Origin of the sequence: [Enterobacter] lignolyticus SCF1 (assembly GCF_000164865.1) — a bacterium.
GTDB lineage: Bacteria > Pseudomonadota > Gammaproteobacteria > Enterobacterales > Enterobacteriaceae > Enterobacter_B > Enterobacter_B lignolyticus.
The window spans coordinates 1,833,107-1,851,567 of record NC_014618.1; the positions used below are offsets into that span (position 1 = coordinate 1,833,107).

The following is an 18,461-nucleotide window of genomic DNA, read 5'->3' on the forward strand; positions in this document are numbered from 1 at the left end:
ACCCCTTATATTTCAATCGGATAAATAACCTTACTCATCGTCTTCAGGCAAAATCAGGCTGCACGACGCTCCAGGGATATCCCCTGTTAATTCGCGTTTTTAAGAAGGCCTGAGAAACTCAGGCCGGTATTAATTAGAATGTCGTTGGCGTGTGGGCGCTAATGATGCGGCAAATGCCTGCCGAGGTGTTGCTGAAGCTGTGCGGTATGCCGGTGTTAATGGCATAGCTTTGTCCTTCAACGAGGTGATACGTTTGACCGTTGATAGTCAGCATCACTTCACCTTCCAGTATTGTCCCAATCTCTTCACCCTGGTGCTTAATCCTCTCCCCGGTCGTGGTGCCTGGCTGATAGGTTTCAAATATCATCGCCAGCGTACGGTTCGGGTTTCCGTTGTGAATCAGTTTCATTGATACCCCCTGACTCCCGATCTCAATCAGCTCGTCCTGATTGATAACCACCTGTGGTTCGTCAGGTTTTTCCGGTTCGGCAAAGAACTCGGAGAGCGACAGCCCATAAACTTTCAGCAGCTTTTGCAGGGTGCTGATGGCAGGACTGACTTTGTCCTGCTCGATGGTGCTGATGGCGCTATGCGTTAATCCAGACAGTTCGGCGGCACGACGCTGCGAAAGACCCAGCTGTTGGCGGATCTCCGACAGACGTTTACCCGGCGCCAGGCCGTCATCGCTCATAATGGCATTTCCTTAACAGTAGTGGTCAGAGTCGCTGTTTTTCAGCGAGGTGGTTCTGACACGCGGTGATAAAACCTTCAAGCAACAAACGCGACAGGGCGTATTCGCTACTGTTCCATTCCGGGTGCCACTGCACGCCGAGGGCGAACGGATGGTTGTGAACGCTGACGGCCTCCACCAGCCCATCCTGTGCCCGCGCTTCCACGCGCAACAGCGGGCCAAGGGTTTTTGCGCCCTGACCGTGTAAGGAGTTAACCCAAAACGTGTTGCAACCTGGTATTAACTGAGACAGCAATCCCCCCTCCAGGACCTGGACTTCATGTGATGGCGCGTACTGCTGCTCCACCGGGAGCTCCGAATCTTCACGATGTTCCAGGAACTCAGCGTGATCGCACAGGCGACGATACAGAGTCCCGCCGGTGGCGACAACTAATTCCTGTAAACCCCGGCAGATGGCGAAAATGGGGATGCGCCTTTCGAGCCCGGCGGCGATTAGCGCCATGCTCAGAAGATCACGCCCGGGATCGGCGTCAGGCTCATCGCCGTTTTCACCATAGAGGTGCGGCTGCACATTGCTGGGGCTTCCTGGCAAAAAGATGCCGTCAAGTTTCGGTAATAGCGCGTTCAGCAGTTCAGGCTCCGCCAGCGCATGGGGAAGGGCGATTGGCAATCCGCCGGCATTCAATACGGCATTCAGGTACTTCTCTTGCAGAGTCTGGGTCAAATGACCCTTAAGCCTGTTCCTACACATCACGACACCAATAACCGGCTTGTCAAATATATTGCCCATGATCGACCTCACGTTTTGGACTAAATTATTGCCAAACGATTCCATGTTGTGCAATTCCGTTCAATATTTTCTCAATCTAGCAGTGGAATAACCTTCTTGCAAACTCAATTTAACATTTGACAAACAAATTGTTTGCATCCAGAGTCGAAGAGTGGACATTATATTTAACGGTCGAGTCGCAGATCGTCATCCAAAGCAACGGCGGTGAATCATGGAAACCAATATCGTAGAAGTTGAGAACTTTGTTCAGCAGTCCGAAGAGAGACGAAGTAGCGCGTTTGCGCGCGAAGTGACGCAGTATCTGGAACGTTACCCGAACACGCAGTATGTCGATGTGCTGTTAACGGACCTCAACGGCTGCTTTCGCGGCAAACGCATTCCGGTCACCGGGCTGCGTAAAGTAGAGAAGGGGTGCTACTTCCCGGCATCGGTATTCGCGATGGACATTCTGGGCAACGTTGTTGAAGAGGCGGGGTTAGGCCAGGAGCTCGGCGAACCGGATCGCACCTGCGTACCGGTGCCCGGCACCTTAACCCCGTCGGCAGCCGATCCGGAATTTATCGGCCAGATGATGCTGACCATGCTTGATGAAGATGGCGCTCCCTTTGACGTTGAGCCGCGGAACGTGCTTAACCGGCTCTGGCAGAAACTGCGCCAGCGCGGCCTGTTCCCCGTGGTAGCGGTAGAGCTGGAGTTCTATTTACTCGATCGTCAGCGTGATTCAGAGGGCTATCTCCAGCCGCCGTGCGCCCCGGGCACCGACGATCGCAACATGCAAAGCCAGGTTTACTCCGTTGATAACCTTAACCACTTTGCCGATGTGCTGACCGATATCGACGATCTGGCGCGTCTGCAGATGATCCCCGCCGACGGCGCGGTGGCTGAAGCCTCCCCCGGCCAGTTTGAAATCAACCTTTATCACACCGATAACGTGCTCGACGCCTGCGACGATGCGCTGGCGCTGAAACGTCTGGTGCGACTGGTGGCCGAGAAACACAAAATGCACGCCACCTTTATGGCCAAGCCGTATGAAGAGCATGCGGGTAGCGGGATGCACATTCATATCAGCATCATGAATAACAGAGGCAAGAACGTGCTGGCCGATGTCGACGGCGAAGATTCGGCGCTGCTGAAGCGCGCGCTGGCGGGGATGATCGACCTGATGCCGGCCTCAATGGCGCTGCTGGCGCCGAACGTGAACTCGTATCGCCGCTTCCAGCCGGGGATGTACGTCCCGACCCAGGCCTCCTGGGGGCACAACAACCGCACCGTCGCGCTGCGTATTCCGTGCGGCGATCGCGACAACCACCGCGTGGAGTACCGCGTGGCGGGCGCTGATGCGAACCCGTATCTGGTGATGGCGACCATCCTTGCCGGGATCCTCCACGGGCTGGATAACGATCTGCCGCTGCAGGAAGAGGTTGAAGGCAACGGGCTGGAGCAGGACGGGCTGCCGTTCCCGATCCGCCAGAGCGACGCCCTGTGGGAATTTGCGCAGAACGACGCCCTGCGCGAGCTGTTGGGCGAACGTTTCAGCCACGTTTACCACGCCTGCAAGAACGATGAGCTTATCCAGTTTGAACGTCTTATCACCGATACCGAAATTGAGTGGATGTTGAAAAACGCCTGACCGTGATACGGTCCGGCGCGGTAAAAAAAAGAAGTAGCATCATGCGGCCTGCGCGGAGCCAGGCCGGATTTATTGCAGGTCAACCTGCCATTTCCCGGGTGTCGCGTAATGGAGCGCAGGCGACAACGGGTCTTCAGATAACCGACAGAGTTTGTGACGAGGAAATGAGATGATGCCAATGATTAAGTATCCCCCTAACGAGAGCGTTTGCGGCTCCCGCTGCGAGTACGGGCCGCACCTGTGCTGTGCGACGTTAACTCCTTTCTCTTTTAGATCCGCCCCGAGGCTACCCAGGTTTGCTGTACCGACGTTCCGAACGCAGACCTGTACGCGCATCGGGGAGGATCGTTATGGCGACTAATACTTCTCTGAATTTCTCTGCCCGCCCGGGCAAGCCGCAGCTGCGTAAATCCCTTAAGCTCTGGCAGGTGGTGGTGATGGGCCTGGCCTATCTCACGCCGATGACGGTGTTTGATACCTTCGGGATTGTTTCCGGCGTCAGCAACGGTCACGTTCCTGCTTCCTATCTGCTGGCGCTGGCGGGGGTGCTGTTTACCGCCATCAGCTACGGCAAGCTGGTGCGCCAGTTTCCGCAGGCCGGTTCGGCCTATACCTATGCGCAAAAAGCGATAAACCCCCACGTTGGCTTTATGGTCGGCTGGTCGTCGCTGCTCGACTACCTGTTCCTGCCGATGATTAACGTGCTGCTGGCGAAGATCTACCTCTCCGCGCTGTTCCCGGGCGTGGCGCCATGGGTGTGGGTGGTGATGTTTGTCGCAATTCTCACCGCCGCAAACCTGAAAAGCGTCAACCTGGTGGCGAACTTCAACGCGCTGTTCGTACTGGTGCAGGTGGCGATCATCGTGGTGTTCATTTTCCTGGTGGTGCAGGGGCTGCACAAGGGCGAAGGGGTGGGGACGATATGGTCGCTACAGCCGTTTATCAGCCAGAACGCGCACCTGATCCCCATCATCACCGGGGCGACCATCGTCTGCTTCTCGTTTCTCGGGTTTGACGCGGTCACCACGCTCTCCGAAGAGACGCCGGATGCGGCGCGGACTATCCCGAAAGCGATTTTCCTTACCGCTCTGTACGGCGGGTTTATCTTCATCGCCGCGTCGTTCTTTATGCAGCTGTTTTTCCCGGATATCAGCCGCTTTAAGGACCCGGATGCGGCGCTGCCGGAGATTGCCCTGTACGTCGGCGGCAAGCTGTTCCAGTCTATCTTCCTGTGCACCACCTTTGTGAACACGCTGGCCTCGGGTCTGGCGTCGCACGCCAGCGTTTCCCGCCTGCTGTACGTGATGGGGCGCGATAACGTCTTCCCGGAGAAGTACTTCGGCTATGTGCATCCGAAGTGGCGGACGCCGGCGCTGAACGTCATCATGGTGGGGATCGTGGCGCTGTCGGCGCTGTTCTTCGACCTGGTCACCGCCACCGCGCTTATCAACTTTGGCGCGCTGGTGGCGTTCACCTTCGTCAACCTGTCGGTGTTTAACCACTTCTGGCGTCGCGAAGGGCGGAATAAAACCTGGCAGGAGAAGCTGCACTACCTGGTGCTGCCGCTGGTTGGCGCGGCGACCGTGGCGGTGCTGTGGGTAAACCTTGAGGTGACGTCGCTGACGCTGGGGCTGGTGTGGGCCGGGGTTGGTCTGGTCTATCTTGCTTACCTCACCGGGCGTTTTCGTAAACCGCCGCCGCAGTTTGAGGCTGCAAAGGCCGAGCAGGCCTGGGAGTGATTTTTACCCGCAGTGGAGAAGAAATCAGCAAACGATTGAATTTGTGAAAACAGGCTTTGACAAGCCCCGGGCGCATCGCTAATATGCGCCCCGTTCACACGATTCCTCTGTAGTTCAGTCGGTAGAACGGCGGACTGTTAATCCGTATGTCACTGGTTCGAGTCCAGTCAGAGGAGCCAAATTTAGAAAAGCCTGCTTTCGAGCAGGCTTTTTGCTTTTTGTCGCACGGCCATGCGCGCCCTTCATCTCTTGCGTCTTCATTTCCTGCACCATCATCCTGCCTTTCTCTCACGCTGACGCCGCTGAATTCTCCAGGCGAAGACCTGAATCTGGCAGCGAAAGATGGGTATTAATTTATTTAATACATTTGTATTACTATTAAATTTATCTGATTAAAGTAAAAAAATGAAAAGAAGATTCAAAAAACAAAGAAGGCAGCATTAAAAGTTAATCTAAGGGGATACAGGTAGTTTTATTCACTGTATGCATAACAAGATATTTACATTTGTAATAAAGTTACATTTTCTGATGAATGTATTTCAACGTGAAACTTTTTGTTTATCACGTAAAATGCAGCGCACCAGCAGCCCTGGCCGTGAAGCGTACGCCGTACAGGGTAAATGCTGTAAATTAATTGTTTTTTATTTGTTGCAATGAAATATGCGGTGACGTACAGGTTCACTGCTCACGGCATAGAAAACGCGGAGTGAGGGTTTAACGATTGTTCTGTCTTTGGCAGGCAATACACTATTAAAAATTGTCAGTATAAATATTAGTATCAAAAGTGATGGTGTCTCAGTTTTTACTAAATACAAGAATGGCTGGCTGATGCATTTTAAACTTTCTTATTGGTTGGGTTTATTATTCTGAATATTATCGCCACCATTATAATTTGGCAATTCTAAAAAATAGCAAGAGATATTAATGATGAAAACAAAAATTATTGCACTGTTAGTGTCTTCCCTACTGATGTCTGCCACCGCCGGGGCGGCAGAAATTTATAACAAAGATGGCAATAAGCTGGATTTATATGGCTTTGTTGATGGTCTGCACTACTTTTCGTCCGATAGCAGTAAAAATGGCGATATGAGCTATATGCGTTTTGGATTTAAAGGCCAGACGCAAATCAATGATAACTTAACCGGTTTTGGCCGTTGGGAATATCAGGTTCAGGGTAACCAGACGGAGAGCTCAACATCAAGTAACGCCTGGACCCGTTATGCCTATGCGGGACTGAGATTTTACGGCAATAACTCATTCGACTATGGCCGAAACACGGGCATTCTTTATGATGCGGAATCCTATACGGATATGCAGCCTGAGTTCGATGGTTCTTCTTACAGCAATGATAACTTCGTGTTCAAACGCGCCAATGGTCTTGCGACGTATCGCACCACCGATTTCTTCGGCCTGGTGGATGGTCTGAAGTTCGCGGCGCAATATCAGGGAGAGAATGGCGGGGATAGCCGTAACGTGCTCACCCAGAACGGCGATGGCTATGGCTCTTCGCTGAGCTACGATACGGATATCGGCGTGAGTATTGCGGGGGCATTCTTTAATTCCAACCGGCTTGATACGCAGAACAATGCCGCAGGTATTATGGGCAACGGCAAGAAAGCGGAAGGTTATACTGGCGCCATCAAATATAACGCCAACAACCTCTATCTGGCCGCCATGTACACCCAGGCCTACAACGCCATCAAGTTTGGTTCAACGAGCAGCACGGCGTATGGTTACGCCAACGAGTCTGAGTCCGTTGAGCTGTATGCGGGATATACCTTTGAGAATGGTCTGGTGCCGTTTGTTGCCTATAACCAGACCCGCGGTAATGACCTGGGGACTGATAAAAAGGGCAATACATACGACGCCCAGGATCTGGTGAAGTTTGTTGACTTTGGTTTCACCTACAACTTTAACAAAAACATGCAGACCTATGTGGATTACAAAGTGAATCTGCTCAATGACAACACCTTTACCAAAAACGCTAAGATCTCGACTGACAATATAGCCGCAGTCGCTATCAAGTATATGTGGTAATACCGTCACACCGCTGAAAGTCTGGCCAATGCTTCTCCTGATAAACTGACGCATTGTGCCAGACGTCTCCTTGCCTCTTTCTGTATTAACCCATTTGCTTTCGAACCGGCGCCGTGGCGGCGAACAGCCACGGACGCGCATCGCTGCTCACCTGCGGTGACAGGGTATCGCGCACCCGCTGGTGGTAGTCATCCAGCCACTGTTTTTCCTGCTCGCTCAGCAGGTGCATTTCCACCTGGCTGAGGTCGATGGGGATCAGCGTCAGCGACGCAAAGCGGCAAAAGCCCGGCGCGGACTCGACGATCTCCACCTGGTTCTCAATGCGGATGCCGTACTCGCCGCCGAGGTAATACCCCGGCTCGATAGTGATGATATTGCCCGCCTCCAGCGGCCACGGGTTCACCTTTTTGGCGATGCGCTGCGGCGCTTCGTGGATAAGCAGCTGGTGGCCGACGCCGTGTCCGGTGCCGTGGTCGAAATCCAGCCCCAGCTCCCACAGCGCGCGACGGGCGAAAGCGTCAATCTGATGGCCGCAGGTACCGCTCGGGAACTGCAGCGTGATAAGCGACAGGAAGCCTTTGAGTACCGCGGTGTAGTGCAGGCGACGCTTTGGATCGAGCGGGGCGAAGGCCAGCGTGCGAGTAGCGTCGGTGGTGCCGTTATGGTACTGGCCGCCGGAATCGTTCAGATAGAAGCTGGCGCTGGTGATGGCGGTATTGGTCGCCTCGCTGCTGTGATAGTGGCACATCGCCGCGTTTCCCGCTGCTGCGGAAATAGTGCCGAAGCTCTGCTCGATAAAGTTTTTCTGCTGCTGGCGGAAGGTCAGCTGTTTTGCCTGCGCCTCCAGTTCGGTCAGCGGATTGCCCGCCGCCAGCCGTGCCGGGACCTCATGCGCCAGCCAGGCGAGGAAATTCACCCACGCTGCACCGTCGTTGCGGTGGCTGTCGCGGTATCCCTCCAGCTCGACGTCGTTCTTTTTGGCCTTAATAAAGGTAATGGGATCGGCGCTCCACAGGACGCTGCCGCCGTGCTGCTCGGCGGCGAAGCGCAGCGCCACCGGCGCGCTGTCGGCATCCAGCAAAATACGTTTACCCGGCGCCAGCTGGGCGACGCGGGAGAGCAGCGCCTCCTGCGGCAGCAGGGTGAGCGTGGAGAGCAGGGCGTCGGAGAGATCCGCCGTTTTCTGGCGATCGATAAACCACTCCACCTCGCCGGTGTGGCTCAGCAGGGCGAAGGAGAGCGGCACCGGGCTCATGGCGATATCGGCGCCGCGAACGTTCAGCAGCCAGGCGATATTGTCCGGCTGGGTGATGGCCAGGTAATCAGCGCCTTTTTTCGCCAGCAGCGCGGCGATGCGCGCCCGTTTTTCGGCGCTGCTTTCCCCGGCGACATCCAGCGGCATTTCGCGAACGGGCCCGCGCGGCGCGGCAGGGCGGTCATGCCACAGGGCGTTGAGCGGGTCGTCGGTCATCGGCGCCAGCGCGCAGTGGGTGGCGCTAAGCGCTTCATACTGGCTGTTGACCATCAGCATCGGCTCAAAGCCGATGCGGCTGCCTGCGGGCAGGTTATCCGCAAGCCAGGCATCCAGCGGCTCGTTATGCAGATGGTGGATCTCCCAGGCGCTGAGATCCACCTCCTCGCGTACCTGGACCTGATAGCGGCCGTCAACGAAGATCAGCGCCTTTTCGCGCAGTACCAGCGCCAGCCCGGCGGAGCCGGTAAAGCCGGTGAGCCAGGCCAGTTTGTCATCGTACGGCGCGGCATATTCGCTCTGCCAGGCGTCGGCGCGCGGCACGATCATACCGTCGAGGCCATCGGCCAGCAGCAGGCTACGTAAAGCGGAAAGCGGTGTTGTGGTGGTCATTGTTGTTTTCCTGAAACTTAACGGAACGGAGGTTCGTTGAAGGTACGCAGTTTGCGCGAATGCAGCCTGTCGCCCTCGGCGCGCAGCAGGTCAATCGCCCGAATGCCGATCTGCAGGTGTTCGGAGATGGCGCCTTCGTAAAAACGGTTTGCCTGGCCCGGCAGCTTTATCTCGCCGTGCAGCGGTTTATCGGACACGCACAGCAGGGTGCCGTAGGGGACGCGGAAGCGGTAGCCCTGGGCGGCGATGGTGGCGCTTTCCATATCGATGGCCACCGCGCGGCTTAAGTTGAAGCGCAGGGCGGAGGCGGAGTAGCGCAGCTCCCAGTTGCGATCGTCGGTGGTGACCACGGTGCCGGTGCGCAGGCGCTGCTTGACCTCTTCGCCCGGCATACCGCTCACCTGTTTGGTGGCGTCATACAGCGCGCGCTGCACCTCGGCGATGCTTGGAATCGGGATATCCGGCGGCAGGACGGCGTCGAGCACATGGTCGTCGCGCAGGTAGGCGTGGGCCAGCACATAATCGCCGATGGTCTGGCTTTCGCGCAGGCCGCCGCAGTGGCCGATCATCAGCCAGACGTCCGGACGCAGTACCGCCAGGTGGTCGCAGATATTTTTGGCATTCGCCGGGCCGACGCCGATATTAATCAGCGTAATGCCCTGGCCGTCTTTGGTGATCAGATGCCAGGCGGGCATCTGGTGTTTTTTCCACGCCAGGTCGGAGATGACGGTTTCCGGCGCTTCGGTATCGGCGGTGATCCACACGCCGCCGGCGCAGGAGAGCGCGATGTAGGGGCTGTCCGGGTCGAGGATCTGGCTGCAGCCCCAGCGCACGAACTCATCGACATAGCGGGTGTAGTTGGTGAACAGCACGAACGGCTGAAAGTGCTCGACCGGCGTGCCGGTGTAGTGGCGCAGGCGGGCGAGGGAAAAATCCACGCGACGGGCGTCAAAGTGCGATAGCGGGTAGTACTCGGTGCCGTGGAAAAGCCCGTCCGCCGTCTCATCGCCGATCTGCGACAGCTCGGTCGTCGGAAAGTGGCGGGTCAGTCCGGCGCTCATCGAGCGGTCAAGCGTCAGGGTTGAGCCATCGATCACGTACGGATAGGGAATTTCATGCTGCGAGCGCTCCACCACGATGTGCGCGCCGTAGTCCTGGTACAGCGAGGTGAGCTGCTCCAGCAGATAATGACGAAACAGCGCGGGCTGGGTGACGGTGGTGGTGTAGCAGCCGGAGTGAGTGAAGCGGCCCCAGGCGCGGGTTTTCAGCGCGCTGTGCGCTTCGCCATCCCAGGAGACCGACAGCGCCGGGTAAACAAAAAGCCCGTGTGCGCGGGCTTCACTATCGGGGAGGGTGTTGTCGTTGATATAGCGACCAATGGCTTCGCGCAGCGCGGCGACCGATTGGTTATACAGCGCTTCCAGTTGGTCCAGCGCCTGTTCAGGGGTCAGACCGGCACCCTTCGTGTTCATCCTTCGCTCCTTGTTTCAGCAGTGCTGTGGTGTTACCCGATAGTATGTCACAGGAATGTGAAACAAAAGACTGGGGATGCGGGGGAGGGGAGATAAAGAGTAAAACCGGATGGACGGGGATTTTGCGGGGAACGGAAAGTCGGTTTTGTGCCAGAAGCTGACCTTTCACAATTCTAAATAGATAGCGTAAATTAGTACGCAACTACACCACGCATGATCGGTATGGATGCCTTCGCAAACGGTTAATATATACATTTGCTTGTGGTCATTTCCGAAACAACATAACAGAGGGATGAACTCTATGAGTACAGAAGTGCGCGATTACGTTTCCATTTCTGATAAATTGAAAGACTTTGGAGTTTCTGTTCCCAACGGACTTGCAATCCTACCTAGTAATCTAGCAACTGCAAAGTCTGTCGATGACCTTCGTCAGCACGTTGAATCTGACACAGTGCGGACTCTGCTCAAGATAAGCAAGATCCCCTATGTCGAGATTTTCGACGAGGATAATCAGCCTTCGTATCTGCAACAGTACGGCTTTGAGTGGTTTGGACCTACACTTTTTATATCGACAGGCCTGCTATCGCAGAATCCCAATGTTCTATCCATAACTCTCGGAATTATCACGAACTATCTGTATGACTTGTTCAAAGGAGCCAAGAATAGCAAGGCCTCGCTCGATGTCATCATCCAACAAGCAGATGGTTCTTGCAAAGAGGTTCACTATAGTGGACCTCCTGATGGGTTGATTAATATTGCCCAAATTGTTAAGGAATTAGGGGGAGAATAGTGAACGACACAATCGTAAAGCAATCAGGGAAGATGACCTTCGAACAGGTAATCAATTTCTTCAATAATGGCATGAAGCAAGCTGAAACGTTCCTATTTCTAACCCGTTCTAGTCAGTTGCAACTAGAACAATGTTTGGCACTAGATCATTTGTTATATAACGCCACTCGGTTTAAGCACGAAGAGATACTTCGCTGTAATGAAGAAAATGCGAACCTTTTCTTAGGCTTCGAGTGTGCCATTGGTGCTGTGAGGTCAGAATTAATGATGTGGATCTTGCTGAAACGTGATATGCCGAATGAGGCATGGGACCAACTTGTTGCAGCTCAAATGGGCTGTTTAGACGCAAGTCGTGCACATAGGGGATTTGCGCACTGCGACCAACGGAGAGAGGTTTTGGAGCAGCTTGAAGCTAAACTTTTCCCGCAACAGGTATTCATTAGTGCAGGATTTGTTTCAGATAGGTTGGATTGCTCTATTTGCGGTAAGCGTTACTCTCAATGCGAACATCTGCGAGGAAAACCTTATATGGGCCAGTTCTGCGAAGTCATCCATCGTAATCCACGTGGCGACCATGCAGCATTAGTCGAAGTACCTGAGGACAAGAGATGCCGGGTCGTTTCATTTAAAACTGAAGACGGATATAAGGACAAACTGTCGTGGGAAACTACGCCATATAATGAAGGAGAATTTTTCAAAGAGGGTGATTTACTTGAGGCAAAAATACATCTTCTAACTCTTGATCGCTATCCATATCTGGCCTCAACAGAAAAAGTACTTGGTACAGAGTTTTCAGCATCTGAATCGAAATCAGAACTAGGATAACTTGCGGTTACCGAAGCGGATAGTGTGGACCCAAATTATGGTAATGCTACCAACTTACTGATTTAGATTATGATGGCTTTTTTGAGGTGCTTTTGTGGCTTCCGTCTCCGTCTGCTGTCCCTCCTGCTTTGCTACTGAAGGCGTGATGCGCAACGGTAAAAGTATTCCCGGGCATCAGCGCTATCTCTGTTCTCACTGTCGTAAAACATGGCAGCTACAGTTCACTTACACCGCCTCTCAGCCCGGTACACACCAGAAAATCATTGATATGGCCATGAATGGGGTCGGATGTCGAGCCAGTGCTCGCGTTATGGGTGTTGGCTTCAACACGATTTTTCGCCATTTAAAAAACTCAGGCCGCAGTCAGTAACTTCCCGGATACAGCCGGGCAGTGACGTCATTGTCTGTGCGGAAGTGGACGAACAGTGGGGGCTACGTCGGCGCTAAATCACGCCTGCGCTGGCTGTTTTACGCGTATGATAGGATACGCAGAACGGTTGTGGCCCACGTCTTTGGTGAACGTACGATGGCCACACTGGAGCATCTTCTGAGCCTGTTGTCAGCGTTTGAAGTTGTGGTATGGATGACGGGCGGCTGGCCGCTGTATGAATCCCACCTGAAGGGAAAGCTGCACGTCATCAGCAAGCGGTATACGCAGCGTATTGAGCGGCATAACCTGGTTCTGAGGCAGCATCTGGCCAGGCTGAGCAGGAAGTCGTTGTCGTTCTCAAAGTCGATGGAACTGCATGACAAAGTCATCGGTCATTATCTGAACATAAAACACTATCAGTAAATTGGAGTCATTACCGGAGTTTCCATTGCAGTATTTTATCTAGTGGCAATCAAAATAAAAATTAGTAATGCAACCTATGAATTCACTTATTACATTCATTCTAGACGATATACACCAGCTAGTTTTACTCTTTCGGTAATGAGAATTAATACATCTATCTCACTTTTCTTAGGGACTATCATCGAAACCCCATGCACAAGACGATTTCTAATTTGAGTAATGTGTTTAATAAAAGCTGCATCCTGCGTAGAAATTATTTTATTTTGAACTAAAACATCTACTATTCTCCCTATAAAAAGAGGACGATTAGGTTCTTTTACCGAACAAATATTATACCTAGCAACTTTTTCAAAATTAATCCAAGCAGAGATGAAGCAAGTAAATCCGGATACAAACATATATTCTTCATGGTCAATATCTGGTAGGTGCCCAACAACTGAACGAATCATATCATCTGGTAAGTTGAAAAGGTCGCGTTCAAGATCTTTCGCTACAAAAACCCCAGTATCAATCAAATTGAAATTACGTTGCAAGTTAATTAACTCTTTGTGCAACTGAGGCAAGGAACCCTTATATTTATCATTTAAGACAAAATAATATTTTTTAATGGGGCATATATCATGCCAGTATTCCATTAAACCTTGAAAATCATCTTTTATTTTATTTACAGCAGTTAATACATTGTTAGATGCATCTTCCGGCGCATACACCTGATAATAGACACCTTCATCCTTAATAAAACCATCATTCTTTCTATCACCAACATTACCATGCGGTTTCACCTGCTGAAAACCTGGCGATTTATAGTACATAATTTTTGAAAACAAGTCTTCAAAGCGAACTCCGTCAGACTCATAAACCTGGAGGTGAAACATGTTTCTTGCAATAGATAATGAGATATCATCCATAGTCAAACCTTGCATAATTAGAATAAATTCATCAGCATTTATTCAGATAAGTTAGATGAAAACCGACGTTACCACAATAACAGGAAATATTAAATTGTTAGTTCTTCTAACTTGCTCCATATTGAGTAACACACCGCTATTTAAGTAATGCTATTATCAGTGGTTAGAACAGTTACGAATGTCAGCTCCTCGCTCATAGAGGTCCATACAGGTAGTTTCGTATCAAAAGTGCATTCACACTCGTCTATCCGGACAGCCATTGTGTCTGTAAATATGTTCTAGGATGGAGTTACCGCGAGAAATTCATGTGGAATATCATTGCCGGTAACCTATTGAATTTATGAATTAATTCCTGTGTTTTTATGAGGATATTCCTTGCCGCTGATGAAGTAACGCAGTATCCTTAGCTCGCACCTGCAAAATCAGGTGTCAGGATTGGAACCCTGGAAACGTTACAGGCGACATATGACGCGCTAGCGTCATTTTTATGTCGTGCGTTCGGCTACATCTCAATGGTGGGCTGGGCGAGGGCACCGTAAGGTGCGCCGGTTACCTGTAACGCCGGTAGTTCCAACCTCGTTCAGTCCATCACCATGAGATTGGAACCTCTGGTGGTGGGTTTTAAACCTGTTACAGGAGGCTGCCACTATGGCTACTATCCCCACGCAAACACACCCGTTACTTGCTGTTCCCCTCAGTGCCGCCACGGATTTCACGGTACTGGCCGAACGCTGCGAAACCTTCGTAAGCACCCTGATTGAAAGCGATGACCCCACGCTCAGAATGGCGCTCTACGGCAGAATAAACGCCTGCCTGGCGCTATTAGAACCGACCTTACTGGACCCGATTCCCACCCACCTTATTGAAAGCCTTACGGTGGATGTTCGTCCCACCCAGGCGCCGCGTTTCTCTCCTGAGTGTACCGAGCTTTGTAGCTACTGCCTCGCGCTGACGCAGACGTTGTCTGCTCAGGGGCTTTCCGCTGAAACAGAAAAACAGCTTAGCTCTCTGCTGTATGATTTGATTAACTACTTCACTGCGGAAATGAAAGCGCCGCGCTGGCTCAGAACTCCCTGCGGTGTGACGCTTATCGACGAAGGGAGTGTATGAACCTGAAGGGCTGGAAAATACATTTACCCGGCACGTGCCAAAAGATGTAAATCAGGCAGCACCGGAGTATATCTGGCCTTCATGACATTGTGGACGCCCACGCTTTGAGCGGAGAAAACGGCCGGACGCACAAAAGCAAAAAGCCTGCTCGAAAGCAGGCTTTTCTAAATTTGGCTCCTCTGACTGGACTCGAACCAGTGACATACGGATTAACAGTCCGCCGTTCTACCGACTGAACTACAGAGGAATCGTGTGAACGGGGCGCATAGTAACGATGCGCCCCGCGCATGTCAAAGGCTGAGTGCGCTCTGCGGGTTCGTTTGCTGACTATTTCATCAAAACGCGCATCTTTGGCGAAAGTTTCAGCGAACTGCACGCCGATGGTGCATCTCTACCCCCTGATAGGGCATAGGGTAATCCGTTGACGTATGGCGAAGCGCGTCGGGATTATCAGAAACGCTTATTCTCCGGCCTGTTAGCGGTGAGGGTAAAAACTGGCAGGCATCTTGCAATACCTCCGATATCTGAACTGCCGGCGTTGGCACTGGCATCCCTTACAGGAGGCAACATGAACTTAAGACGGCTGAAGTACTTCGTAAAAATCGTCGATATCGGCAGCCTGACCCAGGCCGCGGAAGTCCTGCATATCGCGCAGCCGGCGCTGAGCCAACAGGTGGCGACGCTTGAGGGGGAGCTGGATCAGCAGCTGCTGATTCGCACCAAGCGCGGCGTCACGCCGACGGAGGCGGGCAAAATACTCTATACCCACGCGCGAACCATTTTGCGTCAGTGCGAACAGGCGCAGCTGGCGGTGAACAGCATCGGGCAGACGCTGCGCGGCCAGGTGGCGATTGGCCTGGCGCCCGGTACCTCGACGTCGTCGCTGACCATGCCGCTGCTGCAGGCGGTGCGCAACGAGCTGCCGGAAGTGCAGGTTTATCTGCACGAAAACAGCGGTTCGGTCCTCAACGACAAGCTGCTGAAAGGGCAGCTGGATATGGCGGTACTGTATGAGCGCTCGCCGGTGGCCGGGATCACCAGCCAGCCGCTGCTGAAAGAGGATCTCTGGCTGGTGGGCACCTGTGATTGCCCGGGGCAGAGCGTCGATCTGCTGGCGGTATCGGAAATGAACCTGCTGCTGCCGTGCGACTACAGCGCGGTGCGCGCCCGGGTGGACGAGGCGTTTTCGCTGCGTCGTCTGACGGCGAAAATCATTGGCGAGATTGACTCCATCTCTACGCTCACGGCGGCCATTGCCAGCGGGATGGGGGTGACGGTACTGCCGGAGTCGGCGGCGCGCTCGCTGTGCCAGGCGGCAAACGGCTGGATGGCGCGGATCGCCACGCCGTCGATGCATCTGCCGCTGGCGCTGAACATGTCGGCGCGCGGCGGGCTGTCGCCGCAGGCGCAGGCGGTAAAAGAGATCCTGCTGTCGCTGGTGAGCCGTCCGTCGCTGGAGAATCGAGAGCTGCAGCTGGTCAGCTAGCGTTATGCTTTAAAAGCATAAGTTGCTGGTTTTTATTATTTGTTCCCCCGAAGGCAGGCGCTAACAATAGGCTTACGTCTGACAGTCCCGGAGGGAAGGGTGAATTTCCAGCAACTTAAAATTATCCGCGAGGCGGCGCGACAGGACTACAACCTGACGGAAGTCGCCAATATGCTTTATACCTCGCAGTCCGGCGTCAGCCGCCATATCCGCGAACTGGAAGAAGAGCTAGGCATTGAGATCTTCATCCGTCGCGGTAAGCGCCTGTTGGGGATGACCGAGCCTGGTAAGGCCCTGCTGGTGATCGCCGAGCGGATCCTCAATGAGGCAAGCAATGTGCGCCGCCTGGCCGATCTGTTCACCAACGACGCCACCGGCGTGCTGACTATCGCCACGACCCACACCCAGGCGCGCTACAGCCTGCCGCCGGTGATCAAAGCCTTTCGCGAGCTGTTCAGCGACGTTCGCCTTGAGCTGATTCAGGGTACGCCGCAGGAAATTGAAACGCTGCTGCAAAACGGCGGCGCGGATATCGGTATCGCCAGCGAGCGGCTGAGCAACGACCCGTCTCTGGTCGCGTTTCCCTGGTTTCGCTGGCACCACAACCTGCTGGTGCCGGAGGATCATCCACTCACCCAGACAAACCCGCTGACGCTGGAGGCCATCGCCCGCTGGCCGCTGGTGACCTACCGCCAGGGGATAACCGGCCGTTCGCGCATTGACGAGGCCTTTAACCGCAAGGGGCTTATTCCGGATGTGGTGCTAAGCGCGCAGGACTCCGACGTAATTAAAACCTACGTCGAGCTGGGCCTCGGCATTGGGCTGGTGGCCGAGCAGTCGAACGACAGCCTGGAGTCCGGGCGTTTGCGCCGTCTGGATACCCATCATCTGTTCGATGCCAGCACCGTCTGGCTGGGGCTCAAGCGCGGCCAGCTGCAGCGTAACTACGTATGGCGGTTTATCGAGCTGTGCAATGCCGGGCTGTCGGTCGACGATATCCGGCGTCAGGTCATGGAGCCGGAAGAAGCCGCTATTGACTACCAGATCTAAAACAGCCTCGACGCGCTATTCTGTGCGCTGTGTAACGCATAGCGCCGTTCCCCATGCTATTTTTCCTCTGAACGGTATAACGGAGGGGCATGATGAGTAAACGGATAGTGATCTGTTGCGATGGCACCGGCAACGAGCTGAATACCACGATGTCGAACGTGCTTAAGTTTTACCGGATCCTCGAGAAAACCCCGGAACAGCGGGTGCTTTATACCCCGGGTATCGGGACGCTGAACCAGGACAACGCCTGGCAGCGGCTACGGCAAAAGGTGCGTTCGGTGTTTGGTGTGGCTACCGGCTACGGTCTTGATGACGACGTACTGGAAGCGTACGATTTTCTCTGCCAGCACTGGGAGCGGGGCGATCGTATCTACCTGCTGGGGTTTAGCCGCGGTGCCTACACCGTACGCGTCGTGGCCGCGCTGGTGGAAACCATCGGAATTTTACCGCCCGATCAGCGAAATCTCGCGGGTTACGGGCTGACGGCCTACAAAAAAGCCAGCGGCGACAAACCCGAGCCCCTGGCCAGCGCTGAACTCCAGACCGCCTGGCTGTTTGGCAACGTCGCAGGCGGGCGTCCCGCGCGAATTGAATTTATCGGCGTCTGGGATACCGTAGCGTCAATTATCGTACCGCGCGGCGACCGGCTGATCCCAAGCCTGCAAACGTTGCGTTTTACCCGTACTAATGCGGCGGTAAAAACCTTCCGCCAGGCGATATCCATCGACGAGCGCCGTCGTATGTTCCGGTTAAACCGCTGGACGTCGCCGCAGTCGTATCGCCCCGACCCCTATGATAAATCCAGCGAAACGCCGCAAGATATTCTGCAGGTGTGGTTTGCCGGTGTGCATGCGGATGTCGGCGGCGGCTACCCGGAATCCGCCAGCGGGCTGGCGAAATACCCGCTGGGGTGGATGCTTGACGAAGCGCAGGCCGCCGGGTTGACCTTTCACGACAGCCTCCGCCGGAGCATCGCCGACGGTGGCACGTCGCCGCATGGTAAAGAGACGTTTGTTGCGCCCAATCCGGGTGCCGAACTGCACCGCTCGCTGACCGGCGGCTGGTGGATCCTGGAGTGGCTGCCTAAGCGCGTTCGCTGGCGCGAGTGGCCGGCGCGCAGGGCGCTGTGGGGCTGGTATTTGCCGATGGGCGAACCTCGTCGCCTTCCTGACGATGCGCTGATCCACTTTTCTGTACGGGAGAGGATGGCGCAGGTGACGGACTACCGGCCGGTTAACCTGCCGACAGCGCCACGTTTTACCGACGATCGATAAACG

Annotated in this window: 16 protein-coding genes and 2 tRNA genes; 12 read left to right on the top strand and 6 right to left on the bottom strand. The window is 54.1% G+C overall.

Annotated features, from left to right (window positions below):
- Nucleotides 1-133: 133 nt before the first annotated feature.
- The gene (puuR, locus tag ENTCL_RS08505) at nucleotides 134-691 is read right to left on the bottom strand and encodes an HTH-type transcriptional regulator PuuR (protein ID WP_013365710.1); all 558 of its coding nucleotides are present in this window, start codon (nucleotides 689-691) and stop codon (nucleotides 134-136) included.
- A gap of 25 nt (nucleotides 692-716) precedes the next feature.
- On the bottom strand, nucleotides 717-1,481 hold the full coding sequence (gene puuD, locus ENTCL_RS08510) for a gamma-glutamyl-gamma-aminobutyrate hydrolase (RefSeq protein WP_013365711.1): 765 nt from the start codon (nucleotides 1,479-1,481) through the stop codon (nucleotides 717-719).
- Nucleotides 1,482-1,692: 211 nt separating this feature from the next.
- On the opposite strand from puuD, the gene ENTCL_RS08515 reads away from it, so the two are divergent.
- From ENTCL_RS08515 to ENTCL_RS08530, 4 genes are all read left to right on the top strand, one after another.
- Entirely contained in the window at nucleotides 1,693-3,111 is a 1,419-nt protein-coding gene (locus ENTCL_RS08515) for a glutamine synthetase family protein (RefSeq protein WP_013365712.1), read from the top strand.
- A 350-nt stretch (nucleotides 3,112-3,461) separates the two neighbouring features.
- Complete coding sequence (locus ENTCL_RS08520; protein WP_013365713.1) at nucleotides 3,462-4,850, top strand: APC family permease; 1,389 nt, start codon at nucleotides 3,462-3,464, stop codon at nucleotides 4,848-4,850.
- A 103-nt stretch (nucleotides 4,851-4,953) separates the two neighbouring features.
- A tRNA-Asn gene (locus ENTCL_RS08525) sits at nucleotides 4,954-5,029 on the top strand.
- A gap of 748 nt (nucleotides 5,030-5,777) precedes the next feature.
- Nucleotides 5,778-6,887: a porin gene (locus ENTCL_RS08530; protein ID WP_044612098.1), complete on the top strand. Its 1,110-nt coding sequence runs from the start codon at nucleotides 5,778-5,780 to the stop codon at nucleotides 6,885-6,887.
- Between the two features lie 85 nt (nucleotides 6,888-6,972).
- On the opposite strand, the gene ENTCL_RS08535 is transcribed toward ENTCL_RS08530, so the two are convergent.
- Nucleotides 6,973-8,751 carry an aminopeptidase P family protein gene (locus ENTCL_RS08535; RefSeq protein ID WP_013365715.1) on the bottom strand — a complete coding sequence of 593 codons (1,779 nt, stop codon included), beginning with the start codon at nucleotides 8,749-8,751 and terminating at the stop codon, nucleotides 6,973-6,975.
- A gap of 17 nt (nucleotides 8,752-8,768) precedes the next feature.
- Nucleotides 8,769-10,223, bottom strand: a complete 1,455-nt coding sequence (locus ENTCL_RS08540) for an AMP nucleosidase (protein ID WP_013365716.1) — start codon at nucleotides 10,221-10,223, stop codon at nucleotides 8,769-8,771.
- A 301-nt stretch (nucleotides 10,224-10,524) separates the two neighbouring features.
- Between ENTCL_RS08540 and ENTCL_RS22390 the strand changes: the two genes are divergently transcribed.
- The 4 genes from ENTCL_RS22390 to ENTCL_RS24135 all read left to right on the top strand — a co-directional run bounded on the left by ENTCL_RS22390 (nucleotide 10,525) and on the right by ENTCL_RS24135 (nucleotide 12,630).
- Nucleotides 10,525-11,013 (top strand): hypothetical protein, encoded by a 489-nt coding sequence (locus ENTCL_RS22390; RefSeq protein ID WP_013365717.1) that lies wholly within the window; start codon nucleotides 10,525-10,527, stop codon nucleotides 11,011-11,013.
- Nucleotides 11,013-11,837, top strand: coding sequence for a hypothetical protein (locus tag ENTCL_RS08550; protein WP_013365718.1), 825 nt, complete (start codon nucleotides 11,013-11,015; stop codon nucleotides 11,835-11,837). The genes ENTCL_RS22390 and ENTCL_RS08550 overlap by 1 nt, the downstream gene beginning before the upstream one ends.
- A gap of 94 nt (nucleotides 11,838-11,931) precedes the next feature.
- Entirely contained in the window at nucleotides 11,932-12,207 is a 276-nt protein-coding gene (locus ENTCL_RS24130) for an IS1-like element transposase (protein WP_071841388.1), read from the top strand.
- 36 nt (nucleotides 12,208-12,243) lie between these two features.
- Complete coding sequence (locus ENTCL_RS24135; RefSeq protein ID WP_420805095.1) at nucleotides 12,244-12,630, top strand: IS1 family transposase; 387 nt, start codon at nucleotides 12,244-12,246, stop codon at nucleotides 12,628-12,630.
- Nucleotides 12,631-12,725: 95 nt separating this feature from the next.
- Here the strand turns inward: ENTCL_RS24135 and ENTCL_RS08560 are convergent, their stop codons facing one another.
- Entirely contained in the window at nucleotides 12,726-13,553 is an 828-nt protein-coding gene (locus tag ENTCL_RS08560) for a hypothetical protein (RefSeq protein WP_157865536.1), read from the bottom strand.
- Nucleotides 13,554-14,186: 633 nt separating this feature from the next.
- Here ENTCL_RS08560 and ENTCL_RS08565 point away from each other — a divergent pair.
- Nucleotides 14,187-14,648 carry a hypothetical protein gene (locus ENTCL_RS08565; RefSeq protein ID WP_013365720.1) on the top strand — a complete coding sequence of 154 codons (462 nt, stop codon included), beginning with the start codon at nucleotides 14,187-14,189 and terminating at the stop codon, nucleotides 14,646-14,648.
- A gap of 171 nt (nucleotides 14,649-14,819) precedes the next feature.
- Here the strand turns inward: ENTCL_RS08565 and ENTCL_RS08570 are convergent.
- Nucleotides 14,820-14,895, bottom strand: a tRNA-Asn gene (locus tag ENTCL_RS08570).
- A 321-nt stretch (nucleotides 14,896-15,216) separates the two neighbouring features.
- Between ENTCL_RS08570 and nac the strand changes: the two genes are divergently transcribed.
- The 3 genes from nac to ENTCL_RS08585 all read left to right on the top strand — a co-directional run bounded on the left by nac (nucleotide 15,217) and on the right by ENTCL_RS08585 (nucleotide 18,458).
- Nucleotides 15,217-16,134: a nitrogen assimilation transcriptional regulator NAC gene (gene nac, locus ENTCL_RS08575; protein WP_013365721.1), complete on the top strand. Its 918-nt coding sequence runs from the start codon at nucleotides 15,217-15,219 to the stop codon at nucleotides 16,132-16,134.
- A gap of 99 nt (nucleotides 16,135-16,233) precedes the next feature.
- The gene (cbl, locus tag ENTCL_RS08580; protein ID WP_013365722.1) at nucleotides 16,234-17,184 is read left to right on the top strand and encodes an HTH-type transcriptional regulator Cbl; all 951 of its coding nucleotides are present in this window, start codon (nucleotides 16,234-16,236) and stop codon (nucleotides 17,182-17,184) included.
- Between the two features lie 92 nt (nucleotides 17,185-17,276).
- Entirely contained in the window at nucleotides 17,277-18,458 is a 1,182-nt protein-coding gene (locus ENTCL_RS08585) for a DUF2235 domain-containing protein (RefSeq protein ID WP_013365723.1), read from the top strand.
- Nucleotides 18,459-18,461: the final 3 nt, after the last annotated feature.

What these genes read in the sequence shown, in the direction of transcription:
- puuR (WP_013365710.1), bottom strand. Translation starts at nt 691, where the DNA reads ATGAGCGATGACGGCCTGGCGCCGGGTAAACGTCTGTCGGAGATCCGC.
- puuD (WP_013365711.1), bottom strand. Translation starts at nt 1,481, where the DNA reads ATGGGCAATATATTTGACAAGCCGGTTATTGGTGTCGTGATGTGTAGG.
- ENTCL_RS08515 (WP_013365712.1), top strand. Translation starts at nt 1,693, where the DNA reads ATGGAAACCAATATCGTAGAAGTTGAGAACTTTGTTCAGCAGTCCGAA.
- ENTCL_RS08520 (WP_013365713.1), top strand. Translation starts at nt 3,462, where the DNA reads ATGGCGACTAATACTTCTCTGAATTTCTCTGCCCGCCCGGGCAAGCCG.
- ENTCL_RS08530 (WP_044612098.1), top strand. Translation starts at nt 5,778, where the DNA reads ATGAAAACAAAAATTATTGCACTGTTAGTGTCTTCCCTACTGATGTCT.
- ENTCL_RS08535 (WP_013365715.1), bottom strand. Translation starts at nt 8,751, where the DNA reads ATGACCACCACAACACCGCTTTCCGCTTTACGTAGCCTGCTGCTGGCC.
- ENTCL_RS08540 (WP_013365716.1), bottom strand. Translation starts at nt 10,223, where the DNA reads ATGAACACGAAGGGTGCCGGTCTGACCCCTGAACAGGCGCTGGACCAA.
- ENTCL_RS22390 (WP_013365717.1), top strand. Translation starts at nt 10,525, where the DNA reads ATGAGTACAGAAGTGCGCGATTACGTTTCCATTTCTGATAAATTGAAA.
- ENTCL_RS08560 (WP_157865536.1), bottom strand. Translation starts at nt 13,553, where the DNA reads ATGCAAGGTTTGACTATGGATGATATCTCATTATCTATTGCAAGAAAC.
- ENTCL_RS08565 (WP_013365720.1), top strand. Translation starts at nt 14,187, where the DNA reads ATGGCTACTATCCCCACGCAAACACACCCGTTACTTGCTGTTCCCCTC.
- nac (WP_013365721.1), top strand. Translation starts at nt 15,217, where the DNA reads ATGAACTTAAGACGGCTGAAGTACTTCGTAAAAATCGTCGATATCGGC.
- ENTCL_RS08585 (WP_013365723.1), top strand. Translation starts at nt 17,277, where the DNA reads ATGAGTAAACGGATAGTGATCTGTTGCGATGGCACCGGCAACGAGCTG.